The 25,675-nt window shown below is 65.5% G+C and carries 27 protein-coding genes and 2 pseudogenes; 11 read left to right on the top strand and 18 right to left on the bottom strand.

All coding sequences use genetic code 11. The features are described from left to right. Positions 1-5: 5 nt before the first annotated feature. Positions 6-830 (top strand): ammonia-dependent NAD(+) synthetase, encoded by an 825-nt coding sequence (gene nadE / locus ACQPXH_RS09340; RefSeq protein ID WP_433601921.1) that lies wholly within the window; start codon positions 6-8, stop codon positions 828-830. Here nadE and ACQPXH_RS09335 read toward each other — a convergent pair whose 3' ends face one another. From ACQPXH_RS09335 to moaA, 3 genes are all read right to left on the bottom strand, one after another. Continuing rightward, the gene (locus ACQPXH_RS09335; RefSeq protein ID WP_433601920.1) at positions 831-1,238 is read right to left on the bottom strand and encodes a DUF1003 domain-containing protein; all 408 of its coding nucleotides are present in this window, start codon (positions 1,236-1,238) and stop codon (positions 831-833) included. It abuts the gene before it with no gap. A gap of 82 nt (positions 1,239-1,320) precedes the next feature. After that, the gene (locus ACQPXH_RS09330) at positions 1,321-1,563 is read right to left on the bottom strand and encodes a MoaD/ThiS family protein (protein ID WP_040693948.1); all 243 of its coding nucleotides are present in this window, start codon (positions 1,561-1,563) and stop codon (positions 1,321-1,323) included. Then, positions 1,556-2,614 carry a GTP 3',8-cyclase MoaA gene (gene moaA / locus ACQPXH_RS09325; protein WP_433601919.1) on the bottom strand — a complete coding sequence of 353 codons (1,059 nt, stop codon included), beginning with the start codon at positions 2,612-2,614 and terminating at the stop codon, positions 1,556-1,558. The genes ACQPXH_RS09330 and moaA overlap by 8 nt, the downstream gene beginning before the upstream one ends. Before the next feature lie 140 nt (positions 2,615-2,754). Here moaA and ACQPXH_RS09320 point away from each other — a divergent pair, with 140 nt between their 5' ends. The 4 genes from ACQPXH_RS09320 to ACQPXH_RS09305 all read left to right on the top strand — a co-directional run bounded on the left by ACQPXH_RS09320 (position 2,755) and on the right by ACQPXH_RS09305 (position 6,638). Continuing rightward, the gene (locus ACQPXH_RS09320) at positions 2,755-4,023 is read left to right on the top strand and encodes a molybdopterin molybdotransferase MoeA (protein ID WP_433601918.1); all 1,269 of its coding nucleotides are present in this window, start codon (positions 2,755-2,757) and stop codon (positions 4,021-4,023) included. Continuing rightward, positions 4,020-5,057, top strand: a complete 1,038-nt coding sequence (moaCB, locus tag ACQPXH_RS09315; protein WP_433601917.1) for a bifunctional molybdenum cofactor biosynthesis protein MoaC/MoaB — start codon at positions 4,020-4,022, stop codon at positions 5,055-5,057. The genes ACQPXH_RS09320 and moaCB overlap by 4 nt, the downstream gene beginning before the upstream one ends. Beyond that, complete coding sequence (locus tag ACQPXH_RS09310) at positions 5,044-5,481, top strand: molybdenum cofactor biosynthesis protein MoaE (protein WP_433601916.1); 438 nt, start codon at positions 5,044-5,046, stop codon at positions 5,479-5,481. Before moaCB ends, ACQPXH_RS09310 begins: the two co-directional genes overlap by 14 nt. Positions 5,482-5,627: 146 nt before the next feature. Beyond that, positions 5,628-6,638 (top strand): AraC family transcriptional regulator ligand-binding domain-containing protein, encoded by a 1,011-nt coding sequence (locus ACQPXH_RS09305; protein WP_433601915.1) that lies wholly within the window; start codon positions 5,628-5,630, stop codon positions 6,636-6,638. 47 nt (positions 6,639-6,685) lie between these two features. Here the strand turns inward: ACQPXH_RS09305 and ACQPXH_RS09300 are convergent, their stop codons facing one another. The 4 genes from ACQPXH_RS09300 to ACQPXH_RS09285 form a co-directional block, all read right to left on the bottom strand. Further along, positions 6,686-6,877 (bottom strand): hypothetical protein, encoded by a 192-nt coding sequence (locus ACQPXH_RS09300; protein WP_433601913.1) that lies wholly within the window; start codon positions 6,875-6,877, stop codon positions 6,686-6,688. A 198-nt stretch (positions 6,878-7,075) separates the two neighbouring features. Next, on the bottom strand, positions 7,076-8,122 hold the full coding sequence (locus ACQPXH_RS09295; protein ID WP_433601911.1) for a CobW family GTP-binding protein: 1,047 nt from the start codon (positions 8,120-8,122) through the stop codon (positions 7,076-7,078). Between the two features lie 255 nt (positions 8,123-8,377). Further along, positions 8,378-9,745: an N-acetylmuramoyl-L-alanine amidase gene (locus ACQPXH_RS09290; protein WP_433601909.1), complete on the bottom strand. Its 1,368-nt coding sequence runs from the start codon at positions 9,743-9,745 to the stop codon at positions 8,378-8,380. Between the two features lie 207 nt (positions 9,746-9,952). After that, a complete protein-coding gene (locus ACQPXH_RS09285) occupies positions 9,953-10,432 on the bottom strand; it encodes a sigma-70 family RNA polymerase sigma factor (RefSeq protein ID WP_433601907.1) in 480 nt (159 codons plus the stop codon). A gap of 265 nt (positions 10,433-10,697) precedes the next feature. On the opposite strand from ACQPXH_RS09285, the gene ACQPXH_RS09280 reads away from it, so the two are divergent. From ACQPXH_RS09280 to ACQPXH_RS09270, 3 genes and pseudogenes are all read left to right on the top strand, one after another. Then, positions 10,698-11,063, top strand: coding sequence for a hypothetical protein (locus ACQPXH_RS09280; RefSeq protein ID WP_433601905.1), 366 nt, complete (start codon positions 10,698-10,700; stop codon positions 11,061-11,063). 52 nt (positions 11,064-11,115) lie between these two features. Then, positions 11,116-11,865, top strand: coding sequence for an SDR family oxidoreductase (locus ACQPXH_RS09275; protein ID WP_433601903.1), 750 nt, complete (start codon positions 11,116-11,118; stop codon positions 11,863-11,865). A 17-nt stretch (positions 11,866-11,882) separates the two neighbouring features. Then, a pseudogene (locus ACQPXH_RS09270) lies at positions 11,883-12,116 on the top strand (PaaI family thioesterase); the annotation flags it as partial. Positions 12,117-12,120: 4 nt separating this feature from the next. On the opposite strand, the gene ACQPXH_RS09265 reads toward ACQPXH_RS09270, so the two are convergent. Beyond that, positions 12,121-12,978 carry a cyclopropane mycolic acid synthase family methyltransferase gene (locus ACQPXH_RS09265; protein WP_433601901.1) on the bottom strand — a complete coding sequence of 286 codons (858 nt, stop codon included), beginning with the start codon at positions 12,976-12,978 and terminating at the stop codon, positions 12,121-12,123. 379 nt (positions 12,979-13,357) lie between these two features. On the opposite strand from ACQPXH_RS09265, the pseudogene ACQPXH_RS09260 reads away from it, so the two are divergent. Beyond that, positions 13,358-14,491: pseudogene (locus ACQPXH_RS09260) on the top strand (transcription termination factor Rho, short form); the annotation flags it as partial. 137 nt (positions 14,492-14,628) lie between these two features. Here the strand turns inward: ACQPXH_RS09260 and ACQPXH_RS09255 are convergent. From ACQPXH_RS09255 to ACQPXH_RS09245, 3 genes are all read right to left on the bottom strand, one after another. Continuing rightward, entirely contained in the window at positions 14,629-15,387 is a 759-nt protein-coding gene (locus ACQPXH_RS09255) for a dienelactone hydrolase family protein (RefSeq protein WP_433601899.1), read from the bottom strand. Positions 15,388-15,617: 230 nt separating this feature from the next. After that, positions 15,618-15,857 (bottom strand): DUF6545 domain-containing protein, encoded by a 240-nt coding sequence (locus tag ACQPXH_RS09250; RefSeq protein ID WP_433601897.1) that lies wholly within the window; start codon positions 15,855-15,857, stop codon positions 15,618-15,620. Between the two features lie 109 nt (positions 15,858-15,966). Then, positions 15,967-16,404 (bottom strand): DoxX family protein, encoded by a 438-nt coding sequence (locus tag ACQPXH_RS09245; protein ID WP_433601895.1) that lies wholly within the window; start codon positions 16,402-16,404, stop codon positions 15,967-15,969. Positions 16,405-16,503: 99 nt separating this feature from the next. Here ACQPXH_RS09245 and ACQPXH_RS09240 point away from each other — a divergent pair, with 99 nt between their 5' ends. Then, positions 16,504-17,073 carry a TetR/AcrR family transcriptional regulator gene (locus ACQPXH_RS09240; protein ID WP_433601893.1) on the top strand — a complete coding sequence of 190 codons (570 nt, stop codon included), beginning with the start codon at positions 16,504-16,506 and terminating at the stop codon, positions 17,071-17,073. A 37-nt stretch (positions 17,074-17,110) separates the two neighbouring features. Beyond that, on the top strand, positions 17,111-17,458 hold the full coding sequence (locus tag ACQPXH_RS09235) for a hypothetical protein (RefSeq protein ID WP_433601891.1): 348 nt from the start codon (positions 17,111-17,113) through the stop codon (positions 17,456-17,458). A 227-nt stretch (positions 17,459-17,685) separates the two neighbouring features. Here ACQPXH_RS09235 and idi read toward each other — a convergent pair whose 3' ends face one another. From idi to ACQPXH_RS09200, 7 genes are read right to left on the bottom strand one after another with little or no spacing between them, the layout of a single operon-like run. Next, a complete protein-coding gene (gene idi / locus ACQPXH_RS09230) occupies positions 17,686-18,321 on the bottom strand; it encodes an isopentenyl-diphosphate Delta-isomerase (RefSeq protein WP_433601889.1) in 636 nt (211 codons plus the stop codon). A gap of 34 nt (positions 18,322-18,355) precedes the next feature. Further along, complete coding sequence (locus ACQPXH_RS09225; protein WP_433601888.1) at positions 18,356-19,369, bottom strand: UbiA family prenyltransferase; 1,014 nt, start codon at positions 19,367-19,369, stop codon at positions 18,356-18,358. Further along, complete coding sequence (locus ACQPXH_RS09220) at positions 19,369-20,181, bottom strand: SDR family oxidoreductase (protein WP_433601886.1); 813 nt, start codon at positions 20,179-20,181, stop codon at positions 19,369-19,371. Before ACQPXH_RS09220 ends, ACQPXH_RS09225 begins: the two co-directional genes overlap by 1 nt. A gap of 2 nt (positions 20,182-20,183) precedes the next feature. After that, on the bottom strand, positions 20,184-21,149 hold the full coding sequence (locus tag ACQPXH_RS09215) for a DUF1702 family protein (protein WP_433601884.1): 966 nt from the start codon (positions 21,147-21,149) through the stop codon (positions 20,184-20,186). Positions 21,150-21,186: 37 nt separating this feature from the next. After that, positions 21,187-22,269: an enediyne biosynthesis protein gene (locus ACQPXH_RS09210; protein WP_433601883.1), complete on the bottom strand. Its 1,083-nt coding sequence runs from the start codon at positions 22,267-22,269 to the stop codon at positions 21,187-21,189. Beyond that, positions 22,266-24,275, bottom strand: coding sequence for a CRTAC1 family protein (locus tag ACQPXH_RS09205; RefSeq protein WP_433601881.1), 2,010 nt, complete (start codon positions 24,273-24,275; stop codon positions 22,266-22,268). Before ACQPXH_RS09205 ends, ACQPXH_RS09210 begins: the two co-directional genes overlap by 4 nt. Further along, positions 24,272-25,666, bottom strand: a complete 1,395-nt coding sequence (locus ACQPXH_RS09200) for an aminotransferase class I/II-fold pyridoxal phosphate-dependent enzyme (protein ID WP_433601879.1) — start codon at positions 25,664-25,666, stop codon at positions 24,272-24,274. Before ACQPXH_RS09200 ends, ACQPXH_RS09205 begins: the two co-directional genes overlap by 4 nt. Positions 25,667-25,675: the final 9 nt, after the last annotated feature.

Below are 25,675 nucleotides of genomic sequence, written 5' to 3'. Positions count from 1 at the left end.
GCCTCATGGGGAACCTGCGTGAACAGATCATCGCCGAGTTGGGCGTCCAATCGAATATCGAACCGAAGCTCGAGGTTCGGCGTCGAGTCGATTTTCTCAAGGACTATCTGAGCGCAAGTCCCGCACGAGGTTTCGTACTCGGCATCAGCGGTGGTCAGGACAGCGCGCTGACCGGACGACTGTGCCAGCTCGCAGTCGAGGAACTACGTGCCGACGACGCGGATGCCGCCTTCATCGCGGTGCGACTGCCCTACGGTGTGCAGGCCGACGAGGCCGATGCGCGAATCGCGCTGCGGTTCATCCAGCCCGACCGCTCGGTGGTGGTCAATATCCGCCCCGGCGCCAACGCCGTTGCCGCCGAAGTCGCCTCGGCGTTGCGGGTGGACAAGCTGCGCGATTTCGTGCGCGGCAATATCAAGGCCCGTGAACGCATGGTCACCCAGTACGCCATCGCCGGTCAGGAAAATATGCTCGTCGTCGGCACCGATCACGCGGCCGAGGCGGTCACCGGCTTCTTCACCAAATTCGGCGACGGCGGCGTCGACATCACCCCGCTGACCGGCCTCACCAAGCGCCAGGGCGCGGCGCTGCTGCAGGAACTCGGTGCGCCGGCGAGCATCTGGTCCAAGGTGCCGACCGCTGATCTCGAGGACGACCGCCCGGCCCTGCCCGACGAGGAGGCGCTCGGCCTGCGCTACAGCGAGATCGATGACTATCTGGAGGGCAAGGACGTCACGCCGGAGGTCGCCCGGAAGCTCGAGACGATCTTCCTGAACACCCGCCACAAGCGCACCGTCCCGGTCACGCCGCTCGACACCTGGTGGCGCTGACTACTTCGGATCCGGGGTCTCCAGCAGCCTGCGGTGCAGTTCCTTGGTCATCTCGTGGATGGCCCTGGTCAGCTCGGTATTGGTCTTGAGCTCCAACTCCTGCTCGTTGAAGTCGTGATCGGCCTTCATCTGCTGGAACTCGGCCTGCCGATTCTGGCCGATCATCACGAAGGTGGACAGGAATATCGCCTCCAGGGAGACGACCAGGGTCAGCGTCGGCCATGGACTCTGTTCGGCCCAGATCATCCAGATCGCGAAACCGATGGCGTGGATGTAGACGAACCGCATCGACCCGGCGAACTTCGTGATCCAGTCCGCCACCCGCAGTTGCAGACTCTCGCCTCGCACCTCGTGGAACCGCACCACCGCTGGATGCCGCGCAGGTACCTGATTCGACGGCTGGGACATATCGACTCCTGATCCGATCCGGCGAACTGCATTGGCGCAGATGCTAACCCGGTCGACGAGCGCCTACACGCCCACGCACACGTCAGCCGCCTGCGAAGGGTGGGAGGACATCGACGCGCGGAGTCAGCGCGACCGACGGGTCACGGGTGAGTTCGTCGCCGACCAGGTAGGCACAGACGGCGAGCATCTTGTCGAGGTCGGGACCGTAGCACTCGGCGAGGGTGGTGCGCAGGTCGGCGACGGTGGCGTCGGCCGGAAAGTCCAGGGTTTCCCGGTCCTTGCCGACGACGTCGGCAATCGCGGCGAAGTAGCGGATCTCAACCACCGATGGCTCCCATCGTGCGTTCCGGCGGGACGAAATCCTCGGCATCGATCCCGTGTCCCGCCCATTTGTTCCACATGGCGCCACGCCAGATGGTCGCGATCTCCTCGTCGCCCGCGCCCGACCGCAGTGCTTGGCGCACATCGAATTCCTGATCGCTGAACAAGCACGATCGCAGCATGCCGTCGGCGGTGAGCCGGGTCCGATCGCAGGTGTCGCAGAATTTGCGGGTCACCGTCGCGATGATGCCGACCGCGGCCGGACCACCGTCGACAAGCCATTTCTCCGCCGGGGCGGCGGGATCGGACCGGCCGACCTCGGTCAGCGTGAACCGGGTACCGAGCACGTCGAGCAATTCGGCCGCGGTCACCATATTGGCGCGAGCCCATTCGTGATCGGCGTCCAGCGGCATCTCCTCGATGAACCGCAGTTCGCAGCCCTCGTCCAGACACCAGCGCAGCAGATCCGGCGCACCGGCGAGGGTGTCGCGCATCAGAACGGCATTGATCTTCATCGGCGCCAGTCCGGCATCCCTGGCCGCGCGGATGCCCGCGAAGACCGATTCGAGCCGATCGCGACGGGTCAGACGGGCGAAGCCGAGCCGATCCACAGTATCCAGCGAGACATTCACCCGGCTCAGCCCGGCGGCCGCGAGACCGCGGGCCCGATGGGCGAGTCCGACGCCATTTGTCGTCATCGACAGCGGAACCCCGGGCACCCGCTCATGACAGCCCGCGACGATCCGCTCGAGATCGCGGCGCAGCAGCGGCTCACCGCCGGTGAACCTGACCTCACGCACCCCCAACTCGCGTACCGCGAGCGTGACGAGTCGCACAATCTCCTCGACCGTCAGCAGTTCGTCCTGCGGAATCGCGGGCAGGCCCTCTTCGGGCATGCAGTAGGTACATCGCAGCGAACACTTCTCGGTGATCGATACGCGCAGATCGCGCGCGGTACGCCCGAATCGATCGACCAGGTACGGCGTGTCCGGCCGTCCGTCGAGCGAGGGCAGCCTGGACCGCACGGCGGGAATCCCCATCTCGACCAGCGTCACAAGTCCATTATGACCGGTCCGCACGCTATGCCCATGGGCGGACCGCACCATTCTGGGCTCACAAACTCCGAGTTCAGGGGGTGAGCGTTCGTGCGATACGACAAGAGAACTCGCTACCGCTGGGCGATTAGGCTGACTGTATGACCTCGCGTGCCGACACCTCCGGTGGCCACCGGCCCAGCCCGCCCGCCACCGCCCGGTCCGTCGACGCCTACCGGGACACCATCGAGGCGCTGCTGCGCCCGCTGGCCGCCCGCGCGGTCGAATCCGTCGCGGTGCCTGCGGCGCTGGGCCGACAGCTGGCCGGCGATATCCACGCGCCGGTCGACCTGCCGGTGTTCCGCAATTCGGCGATGGACGGCTATGCGGTGCGTGCCGCATCGGTGGTGGTCACTCCGGTGACGCTGCCGCTGGTCGGTGTGGTCGCGGCAGGCGCGGCAGGACAAACCCCCCTTCCGGCGGGGTGCGCGATGAAGGTGATGACCGGTGCGCCGATTCCGCCCGGCGCCGATTGTGTGGTGCCGGTGGAGGATGTGCACAGCGATGACGCGACGGTGACCGTCGAGCGGGGCCGCACCGCGGGTGAGTTCGTGCGCGAACCAGGCACCGATGTGCGCACCGGTGAGCTGCTGGCCCGCGCGGGTACCCTGCTGGCACCCCGCCACATCGCCGCGCTGGCGGCGGTCGGACTGCCGAATGTGCCGGTATTCCAACCGATTCGGGCCGCGGTCATCACCACCGGTGACGAATTGGTCGCCGCCGGAACACCGTTGCGCCCCGGCCAGATCTACAACTCCAACGGTATCGCGCTCGCGGCCGCGCTCAGCGCCAACGACGTCAGCGTCGTGTCGGTGGAGCACAGCACCGACGATCCGGCAAGATTTCGCGTATTGCTTTCCGCCGCAACTAAATCCGCAGATATCGTCTTCACCTCCGGCGGGGTGTCCAAGGGCGACTTCGAGGTGGTCAAGGACGTACTGCAACCGTTGGGCGGTGAATTCGGCTCGGTCGCGGTGCAACCCGGTGGGCCGCAAGGGCTTACCGTCGTCAACGGTGTTCCGGTGCTGAGCTTTCCCGGGAATCCGGTGAGCACCATGGTGTCGTTCGAGGTCTTCGCGCGGCCGATGCTGCGCCATATCGCGGGTCTGCCCGAGGTGGAGATCTACGAAATGCCGCTGCGCAATCCGGTGCGCTCCCCCGAGGGACGACGCCAATTCCTGCGCGGTCGACTGGTGCGCGACGATGCCGCGGCGCCGGGATTGCATCGCAGGCCGACGGCCGTCGAGGTTGCCTCCGGGCCCGGTTCGCATCTCATCGTCGGCATGGCCTGGGCGGATGTATTGATCGATGTGCCCGCCGAGGTCACCTCGCTGCCGGTCGGCGCACCTGTGCGAGTGTGGTCGCTATGAGTGAGTTGTCCCATGTCGACCGAGAAGGTCGCGCCCGCATGGTCGATGTGAGCGCGAAGTCCGACACCACTCGGATCGCGGTCGCGGCCGGTGAGCTGCGCACCACCGCCGAAGTGGTCGCGCTGGTGCGGGCCGACGACATGCCGAAGGCCGATGTGCTCTCGACCGCGCGAATCGCCGGTATCACGGGTGCGAAGAAAACCTCCGAACTCATTCCGCTGTGCCATCAGCTGGCCTTGTCCTCGGTGAAGGTCGAATTCGGCTTCACCGAGGACAGCATCACGATCGAGGCGAGCGCGAAAACCAAGGGCCCCACCGGCGTCGAGATGGAAGCGCTGACCGCGGTGGCGGTGGCCGGGCTCACCCTGCACGATATGGTCAAGGCGGTCGACCCAGCGGCGACGCTCAACGGCATCCGGCTGCTCACCAAAGAGGGCGGCAAACACGGACATTGGGAGCGGCCCGCAGAGCAGGCACCCGTGGACATCCCCACACTCGCCGACGAACCAGAGCCCACCGAAGACATTGCACCGGAAGAGCTCTCGGATTCCGGCCAGCGCACCGCCGTCGTCCTGGTCGCCTCCACCGGAGCCGCGATCGGCACCAGAGCGGACACCACCGGTCCCGTACTCGCGCAATGGCTTGGCGGACTCGGCTTCTCGGTGCGTGGCCCGCTGATCTACGCCGACGCCGAAATCGACATCGGCCTGGCCGATGCCCTGCGGTTCGAGCCGTCGCTGGTGATCAGCACCGGCGGCACCGGCGCCTCCCCCACCGATGCGACACCCGAGGCGACGCTGGCCGTCCTTGATCGCGAATTACCCGGTGTCGCAGAGGCGATTCGGCAACGCGGCACCGCGAAATTCCCACTGGCCGCGCTCAGTCGCGGCGTGGCCGGACAGGCTGGCCGATCGGTGGTGGTGAATCTGCCCGGCTCTCCCGGTGGTGTCAAAGACGGTATGGCAGTGCTCGAGCCGCTGCTGGATCATCTGCTCGCGCAAGTAGCCGGAGGCGGCAACCATGACAACAAGTGAATTCGCAGCCGTACGCCTGGCCGGTATCAGCGATCAGCCACTGGATCCGGCGGTGGTCGAGGCGGCGGTGACCGGACCGGAGCATGGCGCCGTAGTGGTTTTCACCGGCAAGGTGCGCAATCACGATGGCGGACAGGCGGTTTCCGCTCTGGAATATTCGGCGCATCCGGAAGCAGAACGGTTCCTGCGAAATTGCTGTGCGGAACTCGCCGAGCGCTCCGGACTTCCGGTCGCGGCCGTCCACCGAATCGGTCAGTTGACCGTCGGCGATCTCGCGATCGTCGTCGCGGTCGCCGCACCGCACCGCACCGAAGCGTTCGCCACCTGTGCGGAATTGGTGGATCGGATCAAACACGAGGTGCCGATCTGGAAACGCCAGCTCTTCGCCGACGGACTCTCGGAATGGGTGAACGCCTGCGGGTAAAGGCCCATTGCCTGTGCATAACGGCGATGTGAGCGCCTGATGTTGTTACCCGAGACAACACTGTGACGCGAATTCGGTGACGATTCAATAGGCGCGGGATAGCGTTCTCCCGCACGAGGATGTCGATCCGCGGTAGGAGGGGCGCATTGGGAACCGACCAGGTGCTGCTGCACAGATTCGTCATCTCGCAGCTCACGGATGCGGGGCTGGATCGGGATCGACTGATCCGAGAGACCGGCCTTCCCGAATGGACCATGGTCGGCGAGGACGTACACCTGCCGAGCCACACCTTTTCGCGACTCTGGGAGCTCGGCGAACACGGGCTCGGCGATCCGAATGTCGCGTTGCATGTGGCCAGCCGCTACAAACTCAACAGTTTCGGCCTCTACGACTACCTGTTCGCCACCGCGCCGACACTCGGCGCGGGACTGGCGACCTGCGGTCCCTACGTCTGCGCGGTGACCACCAATCATCGGTTCGAACTGGTCGCCGAGAACGAGCACGAGGTCACGCTCTACCTCGACATGATCGATGGGGAGGGCCGCGGCCGCGATCTCACTCAGGTGTGGGGCCTGGCGGCGGTGCTCAGCAGGGCACGGCGTGTGGTCCGGATCCCGCTCGTCCCGTTGCGGGTGGCATTGCGGCAGCAGGCACCTGCCAAGATCGACACCTTTGTCGAGGTATTCGGCACCCCCGCAATCGAGTTCGGCGCACCGGTCGATGCGATGACCTTCCGCGCCGACGATATGAATGTGCCACTGACCACCAGCGATCCCGTCCTGGCAGCCGTGCTGCAGCCGCTCGCCGACGCCCTGCCGCCACCGCCGCCGCTGGCGACAGCATGGCCGGATCGAGTAGCGGCCGCGCTGGCCGAGGCAATGGCGGACGGTGCGGTTTCGCTGGATCGGGTGGCCCGCCGACTCGCCACCAGCCCGCGGACGCTACAGCGGCGGCTGATGGAGGCGGGCACCACTTGGCGGATGGAATTGGAGCGGGCGCGCAATGCCCGGCTCGCGCAGGCGAGCGTCGAAGGCGCGGTGCTGAGCCGAACACGCCAAGCCGAACTACTCGGATATTCGGATGTGGGTTCGATGCGGCGGGCGGCCCGTCGTCGATCCATGACCCAGCTCATGTACCGATCGGAACTACCGGCCTGATCCGCCGCATCCCCACGCGCCGTATCCGCTACCGTCACGCCGGGCGGTCAGACCTTCAGGAAGGCCGCCGCGATGCGCCAGAAGGTCGCATCCTCGATAGTGCGAAAATCCCAGCTGTCGACAATATCTCGGGATGCGGCGACGATGGCGGGCACGTCGAAATCGTCACGCGTCGCGGTGCCCTTCGCCTCCAATGCGGCGACCACGTACGCGGTGGCACTCTCCCAGGTCTCTGACACAGAACTCTCCAATCGGTCGTAGAGACAAATACGGTCGATCACGGTTCGTGGGTCGAACCGACACCGCGAGCGCCACGTTCGCTCCGTTGCGCACATGCCGCGCGCGGCGGGGCAATGTCTCAGTTCTATGTCCGCGCGATCGCCGCGCCAAGTACTGAACGCGCCAGCTTCGAGCAGAACGCGCCAACTTTCCCGGCGTCAGTGCGGCATGTAGCGCCAGACGCCGAGCATGGCTTGCTGGTCCAGCGGTTCAGCGGCGGTGTGCACGGTATCATGCAGCCGCGCCAGTGCCGCGTCGGCGGGCAGACCCGCACCGATCAGCACCAATCGGGTCGTGCGCGATTCACCCCGCGACCAGGAGTCCGGTTCGAAGACGATATGACGACCGACCATGTGCAGCACGAACTTTCGGCGTTCGGCGGCGACCCCGAAGGCGGCGAAACCCTTGGCGCGGAACAGGCCGGGCGGTGGATCCTCGAGGAATTCGACCAGGCGGCGCGGATCCAATTCCCGGTCGCTGGTGAAGGACACGCTGGTGTAATCGTCGTGTAGATGCCGGTTCTCGGCATGGTCATGGTGGTCGTGGTCGTGGTCGTGGTCGTGGAGCAGTTCGTCGAAGCTCAATTGTTCGGCGACCCGCGGGATTTCCCGTAGCGGCTCGTCGAAGAGCAGGCCGGGATCGATGCGGCCACGGGTGGTCGCGTACACCGGCACCTGCCCGATCAGCTCGGTGATCTCCTGCCGCACCCCGTCCAGCCGATCCTGCGGCACCCGATCGGCCTTGTTGAGCACCACCAGATCCGCCAAGCGCAGATGGGTGGCCAGTTCGGGATGACGCTCGCGACTTTCCTGGAACTGCTCGGCGTCGACCACCTCGACCAAACCGCCATAGCGGATGCGCGGGTTCTCGCTGCCCACCACCATCCGAATCAGATTGCGCGGTTCGGCCAGTCCACTGGCCTCGACCACGATCACGTCGATCTTGGCACGCGGCTGCGCGAGCTTGGTGAACAAGTCGTCGAGTTCGCCCACGTCCACCGCGCAGCAGACGCACCCGTTGCCGAGCGACACCATCGCATCGACCTGCCCGGCCACCAGCATGGAATCGATATTGATGGCCCCGAAGTCGTTGACCACCACCCCGATCCGGGTGCCCCGGTTATTGCGCAGCAGATGATTGAGCAGCGTCGTCTTCCCGGATCCGAGGAACCCGGCGACTATGAGAACAGGAATCCGCTCAGCCACCCGGCTGAGTCTATTGGCGCGCCTGCGGCGCTGCGGGTTCGCGGCCCCCAATATCAGCATCGCGGAGCGATTCGTTGAGGAGTGGTGGTCGGGGACGGGTCGGCCTCGCGTCCGAGCCGCCGAGACTCGCGCCTGCGGCGCATGCGCTTCGACGACTCGGACGCGAGACGGGCCGCGAACATCGCTCGTCAGACTCGCTCCGCGGTAGTTACGAATGCGGGCCACTCGCGTTATGTCCACAGTCGGGCGGCCGTGTTACTTGGTCGGGCCGAGCAGGGTGCTGGCCAAGGTGTAGGCGAAGTTGATCAGCTCCGAGGTGATCACGGTGTTGTCCATGCCGAGGGACTTCGCCAGCGGGAGCATCAGTTGCATGATCGTGCCGACCAAGGCTGGCAAGGTACCTGTCGTGCTCGGCACGGTCTGGCCCGGCAACAACTGAGAACCGGGCGACTGCGGGCTATTCGGCAATAGCCCGAAACCCTGCGACTGTGGCGTGTTGGGCGAGAGCCCGTAGCCCTGTGGTGAATCCGCTTGCGGAGTACTGGGCGACCGCGCCGATCCCGGTGTCTGCGGATCGGGTGAGCTCGGCACCTGCGCGTAGCCCGGTGACTGGCTGTACCCCTGCGGCGGATTCGATGATGCGGGTGCGGTCGGCACCGTCCCCGTGGAATTCGGGGCCACCGCGGGTTCGGGAACGGCCTGCGACTGCGGGATAGCCGAAGCCTGCGCTCCACCAGGAGCCTGCTGTGCAGCGGGAGCCTGCGGAGCCGAGGCAGGCTGATCGGTCGACCCGGTCTGCACCGGAACCGCCCCCTGCGCTGCCGTCGCCTGCTGCGGTGCGCCGAGCAAGTAGCCCACCAGGCCGGTCGTTATGGCCAGAGCGTGTTTGACCTGACCCTCCGGACTCTCCAGCAGTGCGGCGTCCTCGACATTGGCGCCATTGCCCATCTCGATGAAAACATCGGGCACCGTGGTCAGTGCGGGACCAGCCACATCCGCGCGGGTCTGCAGACCGTCTTGCGCGCCCGCATAATTCGCGGCCGGGAATCCGGCCTCGAGATAGGCGTCGCGCACCGCCTTCGTCGCCGCGAGACCGAGTCCGGACTGGACCTGATCGGCCTTCGGATCCGGGATCGGCAGCTGCGGCACGATCAGATGGAAGCCGTGGTCCTGCGCCGGTGCACCATCGGCGTGGATGCTCACCGCGACATCGGCGCCGGAGGCATTGGCGGCCCGCGCGCGTTCATCGACGCAGCCGCCCCATCCGGAGTCGTCCTGACGGCTGAGTACCACCTTGGCGCCCAGATCCTGCAGGGCGGCCCGGACCAGGTCGGCGACCTTCCAGTTGATGGTGTGCTCCGGCACGCCGTTGACCGTGGTCATGCCGGTGGTCTGGCAGTCCTTGGTGCCGCCGCGACCGTTGCTCACTTGCGTTGCCAAATTCTCGACGTGGTTGGGACCCTGATGACCTGGGTCCAGGAATATCGTCTTGCCTGCGAGTTTCGTGGACATATCCGGCGCTGCCGGATCGGCGATCGCGGCCGGGGCCAGCCCCGACAGTGTCACCACCACGGCGGCCGTGACGGCGCCGCAGATACCGGTGCTGATGATGCTTGGCTTCATGTGCGGTGTCGGTGCCCCGGGACGGAGCACCCCTCCCTTCCCACTAGTAACACCAAACCCAGTGGTTCACTCTGACAACGCCAGCATCAGCAAAGCAAGCTACGTTATCGAAATGTTATTGATGTGCCCGAGCGCATTACCCCTGATCAGACGACCAAAATTCGGCTTACACCGCCGTGAAACGGGAATTGCCAGCCGGATGCCGGCTCAGGCCCCGATCGGCAAGCGGCGCAACGACCGCAGCGCATAGTGCACCCGGGTCTTGACCGTGCCGACCGGGACGCCGAAGTCATCGGCCACCTCTTGATAGGCCCGGTCCCGCAGGATCACCTCCACCACGGCCGTACGCTGCAGTTCGGGCAGCCTGGCGAGTAGATCGGCGACGAGCAGACCGTCGACGAGACGTTCGGCGAAGTCCGGATTCGCGAAGCGGACATCGCTGAGTTCGGTGATCTCATCCCATCCGGTATCGGCGGGCCGGGCGGCGCGGGCGCGGGCGATATCGATCATGACATTGCGTTCGATGGCGAGCAGCCAGGTGCGCACCGTGCCTTTGCGTTCATCGAACCCCGAGCACGAGCGCCAAGCTCGCAACAACGTCTCCTGCACCGCGTGTTCGGCGAGGCCCGAATCGCCGAGTCCGCGCATGGCGCGCCAATGTAGTAGCGCCCGGTCCGCGGCTAGCACGGAGGCGAGCCCGTCGTCGGTACAGAGCCCAGCACATGCCACCCCGCAAGTCGACCGCCTGCCCGCGACATCGACCACCGGACAAATACCACTCATATAAGAGATATCGCCGGAATCCGGGCGAGTGGAATCACGCCCGAGGCGGAATCTGGCGATTCCACCGAAATCGACCACCGAGTCTGGTAGACCTTTGCCCCGGAGATACGGGGATTTCCGCAGGTCAGCCGCCAGTGGCGGCCAGAGCGCAATTCGAGGAGACAGCAGTATGCGTGCAAGCACGCTCGTGATCGCGGGGGCAATGGCGTCCACCGTGACACTGCTGGGCACCGGCACCGCGGCCGCCCAGCCCAGCAACACCATCACCGAGGATGGTGTCTATCTGGTCGGCGTCGACATCTTCCCCGGTACCTGGGAGGGCCAGGGCACCCCCGACCCGGCGGTCGGCTGCGACTGGCGGCGGCTGCGCAAGGTCGACGGCGATAACACCGATCAGCACTACATCATCAATAACGACTTCACCAGAAACCGTCCGGTCCGTGCCGAGATCGCGCCGACCGATGTCGCCTTCAAAACGGTGAACTGCGGCGCCTGGCACATGGTGCCACCGAGCACGGGCTCATTCGGCGGCTGAGTCGAACCCCCGGGATATTGACTCGCGTTCAGTAGCCGCTAGGTTCGCAACCATGACGCGGAGCAAAATCCTGATCACCGGCGCGAGCGCCGGACTCGGTGCGGCCATGGCGCGAGATTTCGCCGCCATGAGCCGTGACCTCGCTCTATGCGCCCGGCGCCTGGACGCGCTCGAGGCCCTGCGCGACGAACTCACCGCCGCGCACCCGGGCATTACCGTCGCGGTCCGCGCGCTCGACGTCGATGACCATGCGGCCGTCCCACGGGTTTTCGCGGAACTGCGCGATGAACTCGGCGGAGTGGATCGGGTGATCGTCAATGCCGGCATCGGCAAGGGCGCGCGGATCGGCACCGGCCGCGCGGATGCCAATATCGCGACGGCCACCACCAATTTCGTCAGCGCCCTCGCCCAGACCGAGGCGGCACTGGAGATCTTTCGTGCCCAGGAGTCGGGGCATCTGGTGCTGGTGTCGTCGATGAGCGCGGTGCGCGGACTGCCGGGCAAGAAGGCCGCGTATTCCGCGAGCAAGGCCGGACTGGCCGCGCTCGGTGCGGCGCTCACCGTCGAATTCGCCAACTCACCGATCGCGGTGACCACACTGCTTCCCGGATTCATCGCCACCGATATGGCGGCGAAGGCCGGTGACGCACGCATGGTCACGCCATTGGCGAAGGGCGTGGCGGGGATGGTGCGGGCGATCGAGCGCGAGAAGATTCGCGCCTGCGTTCCGGGATGGCCGTGGCGGCTCATCGATGTGGTGCTGCCGCATCTGCCCGGCGCAGTCGTGACCCGGATGAGCTGAGCACACTATGAGGGCCTCTCGCCGATGGCACCGCCGCGGTGTGTGCGTTCCTGAATCTGCCCGAGGGCAGGCAGGGCACGACGACGGTCGAATCCAAGACGAATTTCCTGCGGGCCGTGCGTTCCGGCTATGCGACCGCGACGGCGCGACCGCTGCACGCGGGACGGTCGTTCATCGTGGTGGAGACCGAAATCCGTGATGACGCGGACAAACTCGTCGCCAAGGTGACCCAGACCCAAGCCGTCCTCTGATCCCTCACTTCGCCAATGTGAACTGCATGACATCGATGTGCCCGCTGCGGAAGTACCGGGCACATCCGGTGAGGTATTTCAAATATCTGGCGTAGACCTCCTCCGAGGCGATCCGCACCGCCTCGTCGTGCTGGTCCGCCAGCGCGTGCGCCCACTGATCCAGCGTGCGTGCGTAATGCAGCCGCAGCGGCTGGATCCACTCGGTGCCGAATCCGGCCTGCCCGGCCAGGCGGGTGACCTCGGCGGGCTGGGGCAGCTGCCCGCCGGGAAAGATCTCGCGCCTGATGAAGATGTGGAAAAGCGCGGCCTCCCTGGTCACCGGAATATTCATGCGCCGCAGGTCGTTGAGGGTATGGCCGATGATCGTATGCAGCAGCATCCGGCCATCGGGCGGCAGCATGCGGTAGCAGCGCTCGAAAAATGCCTGGTACCGCTCGCGGCGGAAATGTTCGAACGCACCGATGCTGACGATCCGGTCCACACCCCCGTCGAACTCCTCCCAGCCCTGCAGCCGGATCTCGACGCCCGCCACACCGCGCCGACCGATCTCCGAGCGGACGTGCTCGTACTGATTGTGGCTCAACGTGAGCCCGACGACCTTCACGCCGTAAAGCTCGACCGCACGGAACATCGTTGCGCCCCAACCGCATCCGATATCGAGCAGAGTCATCCCTGGTCGCAGGTCCAGTTTGCCGAGCGCGAGATCGATCTTGGCGAGTTGGGCTTGTTCGAGGGTCATATCGTCGCGCTCGAAGTAGGCGCAGCTGTAGGTCATCGACGGGTCGAGGAACAGCCGGTAGAAGTCGTCGGAGACGTCGTAGTGCGATTGGACTTGCTGGTAGAACGGTTCGAGGTCGGCCATTGCAGCTCCTGCCTTCGGTCGGTCTGGCCGGATATGGACTGATACGAGACACACCGCCGAGCCGTTCGCGGGTGCGGCTACCGATACGGAAACGTGACCTGCTCCGTTCGCCGTGACCGAGTTGTGACCATTGCGTACCACCAGTTGGACGATGTATCCTCGGCCCTGTCCTTGTGGATGTTGGTATCCCGGCCGATCAGAGCCGAACTCCCGCAAGATTTCTCGACTTCCCGACCATGATAGTGGTCCACCTCGTTCCCGGAGCCCACAGGGACATTCACCGCAGCGCGCCAACTCGCCGCTGCCTCACACGGCCGTTCGCCGTACCCCCTGCAAAGGAAAACCCATGAAAGACAACATATTTCCCGTATCACAAGACGGGGACGCGGCGGCCGAGACCGTTCAGCACCCCGTACGATCCGTCAGCGGCATCCTCGATATCGCCGACAATCGCGCCGCCGCCCTCCGGGTCGACGGCTACCTCCCCGGCCCGCATGACGTGCACGTACCACCCCGACTCATCCGCGAATTCGGTTTGCGCCGTGGCGATTTCATTATCGGCACCGCCGAACCCGCACGTAGCGGCAAGCTCGATCCGCTGGTCCGCATCGAATCGGTCAACGGTCAGGATCCCGAGCGCGCCCGGTCCAACTTCGAGGACCTGATCCCCATCTATCCCAACCAGCGGTTGCGTCTGGAAACCGAACCACATGCCATGACCACCCGGGTCACCGATCTGGTCATGCCCATCGGCAAGGGGCAACGCGCACTCATCGTCGCACCGCCGAAGGCAGGCAAAACCTCTGCGCTGCAAGCGATCGCGCACGGTATCGCGAAGAACCACCCGGAGTGCGAACTGATGCTCGTACTGGTCGGCGAGCGTCCCGAGGAGGTCACCGATCTGGCCAGGTCGGTACCCGCCGACGTCGCCGCCGCCACCTTCGACCAAACCCCGCGCGAGCAGATCGCGTTGGCCGAACTCGCCATCGACCATGCCAAGCGCCTAGCCGAAATGGGCAGGGATGTCGTCGTGCTGCTCGATTCGCTGACTCGCCTCGCCCGCGCGTACAACAACGCCGCACCGTCCTCCGGGCGGGTACTTTCCGGTGGCGTCGATGCCGCGGCGCTCGCGCCGCCGAAGAAATTCCTCGGCGCCGCACGCAATTTCGAGAACGGCGGCTCGCTCACCATTATCGCCACCACCCTGGTGGAGACCGGTTCGCTAGCCGACACCGTGATCTTCGAGGAGTACAAGGGCACCGGCAATGCCGAGCTGAAACTGGACCGCGCGACCGCGAGCCGCCGGGTCTTCCCGGCCGTCGATATCGCGCAGTCCAGCACCCGCAAGGACGAATTGCTGCTCACCCCGCACGAATTGGCGGCCACCCAACTGCTGCGCCGCACCCTCGCCGCGGTGGACGGTCAGCAGTCCACCGATCTGCTGCTGGAGGGCCTGCGACAGGCTCCGACCAATGCGGAATTCCTGGCCCAGCTCGGCGCCAAGCGGCACTGATCCGGCTGCCACGTCTCCATTAAGGCTCCTTTAAGGCCCTGTCAAGCTCTCCGAGGAATATTTATTACAGCCCGATCGGGCCTGTCTTCGGAGGGGGAGACAGGGCCGATCGGGCTCTCGTCGTATCCGGTTCGGGCTCAGCCCAATTCAGTGGCGAACAGGTCGGCGGTGCGCTGCCACGAATCCGCGGCGGCGGCTTCGTCGTACGGTTCCCGGCCGGGGAAGAAGAAAGCATGCTTCGCGCCCGGGTAAACCACCGATTCGTGCCGCACACCGGCCTGATTCAAGGCCGCCTCGACTTGTTCGCGCTGTTCGGCATCGATGACGTGATCGAGTTCGGCGAAAAACAGCAGCAGCCGCACATCACCCTTGGCGATGTTCTCGGTCGCGGCCAGCAGCGACTCGGGCCTGCTCAGCGCGGTGCCCGCCGTGGTCAGCCAACCGGGGTAGAAGATTGCCGCGGCATCCAGGTCCAGTCGGGTAGCTGCGAAGTAGGCCAGATGGCCGCCGAGGCTGAAGCCGAGCACACCGGTCTTGTCGGTGGCGCCGCCGTGCTCGCGGGCGTAGGCGATGGCGGCCCGGAAGTCGGCCTCGACACCGTCGCGGGTGAGCTCGCCGAGCAGGCCGAAGGCACGCGTCCGATTCTCGTCGGTCTCGGCCAGTCCCGCGGCCGTTTCCGGACCCGAGCGGTGATAGACGTTCACCACGAAGGCCACATAGCCGAGCTCGGCGACCCGATCGACGATCCGGCGCGCGTCCTCGGTGAGTCCCCACAACTCGGCGCCGACCAAGACGGCCGGAAATGTGCTGTCGCCCTCCGGTCGTGCCAGATAACCGGTCAGCGATGAGCCGTCCACATCGAGGTCGAACTGCCGAGAGACGATCGTGTAGGTCATGGACACAGCCTATGGCCGTTCCGGGCCCGCGGCACCCGGTGCGAACTTCATCGCGCCGCGGTCTTCGGCCAGGCGCGGGCGGGGCCGAGCAGATGCCGGAGTTCGGCGGCGAAATCGTGTGCCGTGCTGGGCGGCCGGAGGCTGGATCCGACCACGGCGGGCCGTTCGCCAGCCCTTCCGGCACGCACGGTGTGTGCCAGTCGGTGTGCGTAATCGGTTATCTCCCAGTCCTATTCAACCTTGTGCGGTGGCAGGGTCTCGGCCGGGAGGCAGGAACCGAGGTGCGGCAGTGCATCGCGGATCTCCACGGTCATGCGGAACAGCCGGGTGATCGAATCCGCACCGTGTCGCGCGTCGGCGGGCAGCACGATCTCTGGGACCGCAGTGCGGTCGTGCCACAGCGGCCGGCGATAGATTCGAGCGTCGCGATCCCAACCGGCCAGCGTGCAGCTGTCGCAGGTCGGTATCAAGGGACCTTCGCGGTGCTGCCGATCAGAACCGCAACACGCAACCCGTGAGGCGCTGGCACCACAGGCGTCGGCACATCGGAATTCGGTGTGCCGACGCGGGTTTCGCGGATCAGCCGAGCAGGACGAGCGCGCCCGCGCCGAGGAAGATGCCCTGCACGATGGTGCGTAGCGGCAGCGGCATGGTCTTGATGCCGATATCCGCCCGTGCCGCACGGATATTCGCCGGGAACATCACGATCAGCAGCAGGATCAGGCCCGCAGCGGCCAGTTTGGCGACGGGCGGGATCAAAAGACCGATCGCGCCGCCGATTTCGAGCAAGCCCGTGAAAGTCACCCAGCCCGCCGGGTTGGGCAGCCGCGGCGGCACCATGGCGATGAGTGCGCCGCGCTTCGGCTCGACGAAGTGTGCGCTCGCGGTGAGGGCGAACATCGCGGCGAGCCCGAGTGCGGCGGCGTGCGGCCAGGAGTCGAGCCAACCGAGGTTGCCGAGCCAGCCGATGAACCGAGCGAGTCCGGCGATGACGATGAGTACAACCAGCGGTGCCATCAGAGTCTCCTGTGGGTCGAGCACCAAATCTTGACAGTGACTAAATTAGGTCTGAGCGGGAAACTTGTCAATGCCTAGATTATGGGCGACCATCGAGGCATGGCGAAGAGCAGCTATCACCACGGCGATCTGCGGGCCACCATCCTGGCCGCGGCCGCCGATCAGATCGCGACCGACGGCGTCGACGCGGTATCCCTGCGCGGGCTGGCCCGCCGGGCCGATGTCTCGCACGCGGCCCCCGCGCACCACTTCGGTGATCGCGCGGGGCTATTGACCGCACTCGCCATCGAAGGTTTCGACCTGCTCGCCGAGCAACTGGCCGCGGCCGGACCGGAATTCCGCGAGGTCGCGGTCGCCTACACGCGCTTCGCCCGCGAACATCCCGGCCATTTCGATGTGATGTTCCGGCGCGAACTCCTGCATGCCGACGACGAACGTTTGGTCGCCGCCCGCACGGCGGCGGGTGCGGCGCTGCGCTCCGGAGTCTCGGTCATGCAGCCCGACAACACCGTTGAGCAGCAACAAGCCACCCGCCTCGCCGCCTGGTCACTGGTCCACGGCTTCGCGGCACTGTGGCGCGAAGGAGCACTACGGGATTCGACACTCGGTGACAGCTCCGATCCCGAAACCCTGGCCCGCCGGATGATCGCCACCGTCCACTTCGAATGACCACGGCCCGTTCGCCTTTGGCCGTAAATTCTCTGACATGGATATCCACGCCTACCCCACCGAGGCGAGCACCCCCGTGGATCTCGCCGAGGCACAACGCCTCGCCGACCACTACCTGTCCACCGATGACGGCATCAGCAATTTGCTCACCGAATTCGACGCGGGGTTCACCGTCGTCGCCATCTTCGCGCCCCCACCGGGTATCGACCCACACAACCCCCCGCTGCCCCCGACCATCGGCGGTTCGGTCTGCGTCATCGACAAACCCACCGGCGCCATCTCCTACTGGCCCACCTACCCCACCCCCGCGGTCGCCGAACAGTACACGCAGGCAATGCGATCCGGCCACCTGATCATCGAGGACAGTTGGCCGGAAGCCGACTAAGGTGTCCCCCGAGCCGCTATCGGTCGAGAATGTAATCGTGGCGGCAGATGTCGAGAGCGCCTCTCCATCAGCGCATTCTCGTCCGATACTTCGGTTGGTGGTCCGCAAGGTGCTGTCTGGGCGGTGGGCGGAGGAGGTATCAGTCGCGCGTTTCGGTCGTACGGGCATATGCGTTCTGCAATTGCATCGCTTCGGTCGGGATTCCGGCGAGCTCGCTGCTCGTTATCTCAGCGTCTCCTGGTGCTGCCTATGCCATCAGGAAACCCACCAACCGAGCCCCTGGTTGAGGGCTTCTTGATGCCCACATGAGTGAAATCAGCTGCATGCGTGGCGATCTCGAGGACACCTCGCAGCCAAGGGGTATAGGACTCGGGTGCCGTCGAGATATGTCCGAGCAGCTCGGCGGGGTCGGCCCAGGCGCATTCGGAGACCTCGGCCGGGTTGGGGTCGGGTACGTCGTCGGATATGACGCCGACCAGCACGTGATCCCATTCGTGCTCCACCTGATCGCCGCGTGGGTCGGCGGCCCGATAGCGGTAGATACCCGCCGCGGTCAACTCCGTGACGGTCAGGTTCAATTCCTCCATCAGCCGGATCGATGCTGCCGCGACCACATCCTGGCCGGGTGCGGGATGGCCACAGCAGGTGTTCGAAAAGCGTTGCGGGAAGCGGGTTTTGACTGCCGACCGGCGCTGCAGCAAGATCCGTCCGGACGCGTCGTACAGCAGTATTGAGAAGGCGCGGTGCAGATACCCGGGCGGACGGTGTGCCTCGGCCACGGAACGTGATCCGATCGCGCGGCCGTGCTCATCGACCAGTTCGACGAGCAGAGCCTCGCGATCGGAGCGAATCTCGGTGGTCATGATGATCGTGGATCCATATTCTTTCGCGATCCGCTCATCGCAGGCAGAACACCGCGGCAGCCGGAACGACGGCCGCCCAGGCCACGAGCGCGACCATGTATACGAACAGTTTCGCCTGCGATCGGACCAGCGGCATGGCGTCGTCCAGCGGCTTGCCCCAGGTGCCGAGCTGGGTCCGGCCCAGGTAGCCGACAACGATCGACACACCAACGACATATACGAGCAATGTCCAGGTAAAGCCCACCATGGCGACGACAGAGCCCGCCACGAGAGCGGCGCCGACGGTGACCCGCGTCATCGACTCGAACAGCGAGACGCGCAGACCGAGCGCTACCACCGAGGTCCGGAATCCGTGCTCGGTATCTTCCGGAATGTCTTCGGCGGTGTTCGCGACGAAAACTCCGGTGGTCGTCAGCCCCAAGCCGAGAATGGCGATGAGCGCGGGTATTTCGATCGGCCGGTCGTACAGCCGGAGCACGACAATGCCTGGAAACACCATGGTCATGATGTAGGTCCAGGGGATCTGCCAGAATCCGGCGGCTTTGAAATGCCAAGGCGGCAGCGAATATTCGAGCAACAACAGGGTGCCGACCGGAATGATCAGCAGCAGATCGAGATGCCCGGTCGCCACGGCGAGGTAGCCGGCCCCGACGCCGATGCCCGCGGTGGTGAGGTAGATCTGCCAGGCCACGAATCGCACGCCGAGATCTCGAACCATGCGGGAGAACTTGGATTTGTATTCGACGTCCACCCAGCGATCGGCCAGGCAATTGGCGACGTGCAACAGTTGAATCGCGGCGGCCAGCATTACCGCGGCCACGATCATCGGCGCCGACCAGATCTCGGCGCCGGTGTGCGCGCTGAACAGGACATCGGCCACCATGACCGCACCCGACATCGGCGCGATTTCGGGACGAGTCAGCCACAGCGCATAGTTGATCTTCGTGCGCAGCGGCAGCGGACGCCCCTCCTCGCCGGGGCCCGCGGTGAAGATGCGGCGCAATTGCGCACGCAACGAGGCTTCCCCGCCGCTGACTGTGGTGGACATCAGGTCTGCTCCTGCTGTGCATGTCGACGTGCTCGGGCGATACTGCGGCGGAAGAACGGCCGGGACAGATCCTCCGGAAGATTGGCCCACCGCATGAAGAACGTGGTCAGTGGATCCAGCGTGATGTGGTGGCGGCCGCGCTCCAGCCCGCGCACCGCCGCTTCGCCGACATCGGCAGCGGGCATCGGCTTGATCGAACCGGTAATGGCCTTGGTCTCGGCCGGTTTGCGCAGGTTCTCCCTGGCGAGTCCGGGAGTATCGGTGTCGGCCGGGTACAGCACGGACACCATCACCCCGGCGGGCTCGACTTCGTAGCGCAGGCACAGCCCGAGCTGGCGGACGCTCGCCTTGGTCGGCCCATAGCTCGAATATCCGGGGATGCCGAGGAAGGCCGCCGTCGAACTGGTCAGCAGGACACGCCCTTCGCCACGTTCGACCATGCCGGGCAGCACACATCGAATGGCATTGACCGAGCCGAGATAGTTCGCATCGCTCTGGATGCCGAACTCATCGCTGTCGATATCGAGGAACAGTCCGGGCAGGGTGAGACCCGCGCAGCACGCGATCACCGCGCAGGCTCCGTTGCGTTCCTCCAGTTCTTTTACGGCAACCGCCAGCCCCGTTCGGTCGGTCACATCGGCGGTGCGCCAGTCGGCCCCGATCCGCTCGGCGGTGGCGCGCAGCGGCGCCTCCCGCCGGGCGATGACCGAGACGCGCGCACCGCGCATGGCGAACGCGGCAGCCACGGCGGCTCCGATGCCATCGGAGCCGCCGGTGACGATCACATGCGTATCCGTCCAGCGCACAGTCATTCTCAGTTCCCGCCGGGTACGGCGAGTTCACCGAGACGGTCGCGCCAAGCGTGATAACTGGTGGCCGTGCCGTCCTCCGGTATGCCGACAAACGCCTTGTCGATCAAGGCGGCGGCCTCGTCGATGGTGCGGCCGGTATAGGTCCGCACCGCGACCTCGGTGTGTGGGGTGGCGCTGTCGGCCTGCTGCCGGATCTTCGCGACCATGGTCGATCCCGCCGCCAACTGCTGATGGAACTGCGGCACCAGTGACCGAATCGCTTCCAGTTCGCCGACTTCCACACCACCGGCGAAGGTGGTCGCGATGCCGATGCCGTTCCACAGGTCGGCATGCCTGCTCGGGTCGAACTCCGCGATCCGGGCCGCGACACCCTCGACCGAGCCGCCGCCGATGAACCAGAGTGCGCGCCCGATACCCTGATCGGCTGCCCGTTTCAATGGTGCGGTATCCCCCATCCAGGACGGGTACCGCTCGTCGACGTGCCGGCGCTCGATGTATTTCTCGGTGCGGAAGAAGGCATTGTAAAAGCCGTATCCGTCGATCGCGAGCCAGCGGTACACCGGATGCTTCGGAAAGACCTTCTTCCAAATCGGTTTCGGAATCTTGCCCATCGCAAGACCGACGCCGACGTACATGGTCAGGTCGTGTTCGGCCGCGGGACCGGTGAACAGGTCCGCGGCACGATGACTGAACGGGGTGATCGAGTCGACGGCCGCGAGACCCGTTGCGGCGCCCTCGAATGCGAAGCCCTGGTACTGCTCGGGCAGCTGTCGGATCTGCTCGATCAACTCCGCATTGTTCTTACTGCACACCGCGACGTGGATGCTCGTGGAGAGGTGGGTGGCGACCCGCTCTAGTTCGGCGGCGGTCGCCGGACTCGGTGTCGCGAAGCCGGGGCGTTTGAGCGGTTCCTGCTCGATATTCGTGCCGAGCAGAGTGGAGCGAAGTGGTCCGATCAGTGATGGCATATGAACCTCGATTCTGTTGCTGCGGTGTTGGTTTCGGCTATGAGGACCGCGCCGGTTCCTTCTCCGGAGCAACAGCCGCCGGTTCATCCGACTCAGGTGCCGCCTCCTGGACGTCCACCACAACGACGGTCGCGCGATTGGCCAGCCACTCCCGAATATTCCGGCCCCACCAGAACATTCCGCGACTCGCGCAGACGATCACCAGGGCGAAGAACAAGCCGAACGAGACGTGCAGGGCCATCAGCACGCCGTACATCAAACCGACCGAGGCGCCGAAGATGATCTGATCGCGCTTGGCGAACGGTGTCGTTGCCGGGTCGGTGATCATGTAGTTGGTGTAGAGCACGAAGGCGATACCGGTCATCGGCAGCAGCGCCGCGATGATCGAGATATTGCTGTCCAGCAGGCCGCGCACCACCGCCTGCAGCACATACGCACCGAGCCAGGCCATGATCAGCGGTGTCTTCTTGGTCAGCTTGGCGTTGAGCATGGTGCCCGCGCCGAGCAGGCCGAGCACGATCAGCGCGTCGGCGGGACCCGAGATGTTCTCGACGAAGTGATACGGACCGACCACGGCGATCGTCGGAAAGACCAGCAGTGCGACCACGATCCCGAAGTTCGACGGGTTCATGAAGTGCTTGACCTTGCCGTTGATCTTGGCGCGCAGCACCCACTTCGTGCCGACCGCGACCGTGATGCCGAACATGATCGGCAGGAACTGGTCTGCCGCGTACATCAGGAAGTTGAAGGCCACACCGGTGATGTGCGCGGGCAGCAGGAACACGATCAGCCCGCGAAGTCCGTTGCCCCGGTAGCCCGCCGGGCGGCGATAGGCCCATGCCGCCAGCGTCTCCAGGATCATCTCCACCACGTATGCGGTACCCGCACTGAGGAACGGCCACAGCCACGGCTGTTCGAACCCGAGCCACAGGAAGCCCAGGATATTGAAGATCGTCAGCGAGGCCGCGAAATTGCGCAGCGCGAGATAGCGCGGATCACGTCCTTCGATATTGACGCCCAACCACTTTCGCCGCCAAGTCGGTACTGGGGTGAGCGCGGGCTCGGAGCCGTTGATGTTGTCGATGACGGCTGTTCCGTTCGAATGTGCTTGAACACTCACTGGTGCACCTCCCGGGCATCGGAGTCGAGTACGAGGGTGTGTTGCCCCGGTTGCAGCTGCAGCTGCTGGGTGTGCACTCCGCCATGGTTGTCGCGCCACGCGAGTCGCACCGACAGCGCGGCAGTGGGATCGATATCGCCGAGTCCGACGTGGATATCGGTGGACCGCTTACCCGCGTGCCCACTGCCGCCGTCGACCTGTGCCACATGGGTTTTGCCGTCCGGCATCGTCACGGTGACTTCGGCGCCGAGGGCCGGAGACCCGAGCACCGGCTTACCCGCGACCGTTGTCTCGCCGGCGGCAGCGGTGGTCGGTGGGGTCAACAGTCGCAGGCCGAGGTACTGGCCGGGATGCGGTGCCTCGTTGCGGTAGAAGACCGGCGCTTCCCACTGCCTGGCGACCGCGAAGCTGAGGTTGCCGGTTCCGGTCGAGTCACCGACCGCGATGCCGCGGGTTGGTGTCGCCGCGAAGGTGTCCAGGGCGGGCGAGATATTGGTGAACTTGCCGTTGTCGTCCTGGGCGAAGAAACCGATCCGGTTATTGCCCGCCAGGTCCGATTCCTCGGTGAACTTCGGCCAGGCCCACGGGTACTTGCTGAAGTCGTCGTTCATCGTGGCCATTTCCTGCACCTGCGGCCAACGCGTACTCGAACCCTTGAACATGCCGTTGGTCTGCACGATCTGCGGTCGGCCGCTGTTGTCGAAGTCGGCGACCTTGGTATCCCAGCACCAGCCGTCCCAGGCTATGCCCTTCTCCACGGCCCGGTTCTCGAACGGGGCGACACCCGACTCCAGTCGCACCGCGGCTTGTTTCGGATCGGCCGCGGTGTTGTAGAAGGCGAGGTTGGCTTCGACGATGCCCCAGCGCTGCGCGATATTGCTGACGAACAGATCGGGCATGCCGTCGCCGTCGAGATCGGCGAAGTCCGCGCCCATACCCTTGAACGAATCATGGCCGAGCACAAAGGACTTCGGATCCGTCGGGCCGCGCTCACCTTCGGCCAGGCCGAAGCTGATGTGTCCGGGTGTCGACTTGTTCACGAACAGGTGATCCGGGCCCATATCGTTGGCGACATACAGCTCGGGTAGTTGATCGCCGGTGAGATCCTGGGTGGCCGATGCCAGCGTCCAGCCGTTCGCCTTCCCTTCCGGGAGCGCATCGACCACCTCGCGGTACACCGCGGTCGGTTCGGCACCGCCGGTGCCCTGCTGGAAGGTGAGGATGCGGTCGGTCCCCGCATTGGTCGCTTTGGAGAACGATTCGTTCAGGGTCAGGCTGTGCTGACCGTCCGGACCGATGAAATCGCTGTCCGGGAAATAGTTTCCGAGATAGACATCAGGGTTGCCGTCACCGTCGAAATCGGCGACGGAGGCGGCCAGGGTGAACCAGCGCGCACCCTGATAACTGCCGTCCTTGGTGGCAGGCGGCTCCACCATTTCCACCGGCCGGAATGCCTTGTTGTCCAGATGCTTGGCTCCCGCGCGCGGCAGGTACAGGATCGGGGTGCGGCCGCCGTAGTACACCATCAGACCGATGCGCCCGGAGTGGTCGAAATCGCCTGGGACACAGCCGGTCGGGGCCATCCGGTCGTCGGTCGGCAGCGGCGCCGGGTCGAGTGCGAACGGTGCGTAGCGGCTGGTGTCGCTGTCCGGCGTCGGCGTCACGATCACCGTATCGGATCGGGAATCGACCAGGCACAGATCATCGGCACGGCCGTTGCCGTCGATATCGTTGATCGCCGCCGCGGAGTTGACCGAGGACATCCAGGCGACGACGTGCTCGTACCGTGGCTCGATATGCCGGATCTTGCGCTCCGGCAGCCCCGGCGGCAGCGCGATCGGCATTTCGGTGAAATGGAACCGGCTCGCCAGCGGACTGTTCGGATCGGTCTCGACCGGGGTGATCATGGCCGAGTGAGCCGGTACGAACAGCACCGCCATCAGCGTCAGTGATGCCAATGGCACCAACGCTTTTCGCAACAGAGCAGAACTGACGGGCAGTTTCACGAGTGGTGACCCTCTTCCGTGGTGAGACCGTCGAACACCGACCGCAGGGTGTCCAATGCGTGATCGAGCTGCGCCTCGGTATGACGGCAGTTGATGAAGAACCGCAATCGCGCCTCGCCCTCGGGGACCACCGGATGTCCGATGGCATTGGCCATCACATTGCGCTCCAGCAGTTCCATCGAGGCGCGCACCGCGGGTTCGTTCGCGCCGGTGATGATCGGGGTGATCGGTGTGGCCTGGCCATTGCCGGTATCGAAGCCGAGTTCGCGGGCCCGGCGATGGAAGTACTCGGCGTTGCGCCGCAGTGCCGCGACGCGTTGCGGCTCGTCGTGCAGCACGGCCAGACCCTCCAGAGCGGCCGCCGCCGCGGACGGCGCGGGTGAGGCCGTGTACATGCTCAGCCCGGCGGCGGAGTATTTGAACCCTTCGACGAGTTCGCGATTGGCCGCCAGGTAGCCGCCGACGCTGCCGAGCGCCTTCGAAAGCGTGCCCATCCAGACATCGACGGCATCGCCGGGCAGATCGAACAGCTCGCGCGCGCCGAGCCCGCGCTCACCGAGTACACCGAACGAATGCGCCTCGTCGATCATGATCGAGCAGTCGTATTTCCTTGCCACCTCGATGATTTCGGGCAGTCGGACCACATCTCCGTCCATGCTGTACACGCCCTCGATCAGCACCAGGGCCCGATCGAAGCTGCGCCGCGACATCGCCAGAATCGCGTCCAGCGACTCGGGATCGTTGTGCCGGAAGGTGACGCGTTTGCAACCCGCCCACTCGGTACCAGAGACGATGCTGTTGTGGATCAGTGAGTCGCAGACCGCGATATCGCGCTTTCCGAGCAGGAAGGCGACGGCCGCCGCATTGGTGAGGAAGCCACTGGCCGTCACGATGGCGGCCTCGGTGTCGTAGATCCGCGCGAGCTCGCGCTCCAGCTCGCTGTAGAGCGGTAGCTCCCCCGCGACCATCCGCACCGCGGCCGCGGATGTCCCATAGCGGCCGATCGCGGCAATGGCGGCGGCATGTACGCGCGGCTCGGCGGCCAGATCCAGATAGCCGAAACTGCTGAAGTTCAACATGTCCCGGTCCGCGAAGCTGGTCACCGCCCCGCTGATGCCGTCGTGCGGCAGATAGTACGGATTGAGCACACCCGCCTCGCGCGTCCAGGCGTCGAAGGCGGCGAACTTCTCGTTGGCCTCGAGCACACCCGGATGATCGCGGAAGGAGGTCTGCAGGTTCGGGCCGCGAGCGGTCCGCACATCGGCCGCACCGCGTTCGGATCCCGGCGCCGTCGCCGCGCCGGCCCGGTCGGTACCGGCACCATTGCCCGCATCGTGCTTGGCCATCAGGGCACGGGCGAGCGCACGGGGATCGATGCTCTCAGTTGTCATGCAGTAGTC

The organism is Nocardia sp. CA-135953, from assembly GCF_050955735.1.
In the GTDB taxonomy this organism is placed as follows: domain Bacteria; phylum Actinomycetota; class Actinomycetes; order Mycobacteriales; family Mycobacteriaceae; genus Nocardia.
The sequence above is the reverse complement of the archived record's forward strand: the minus strand, read 5'-3'. Positions and strand labels throughout refer to the sequence as shown.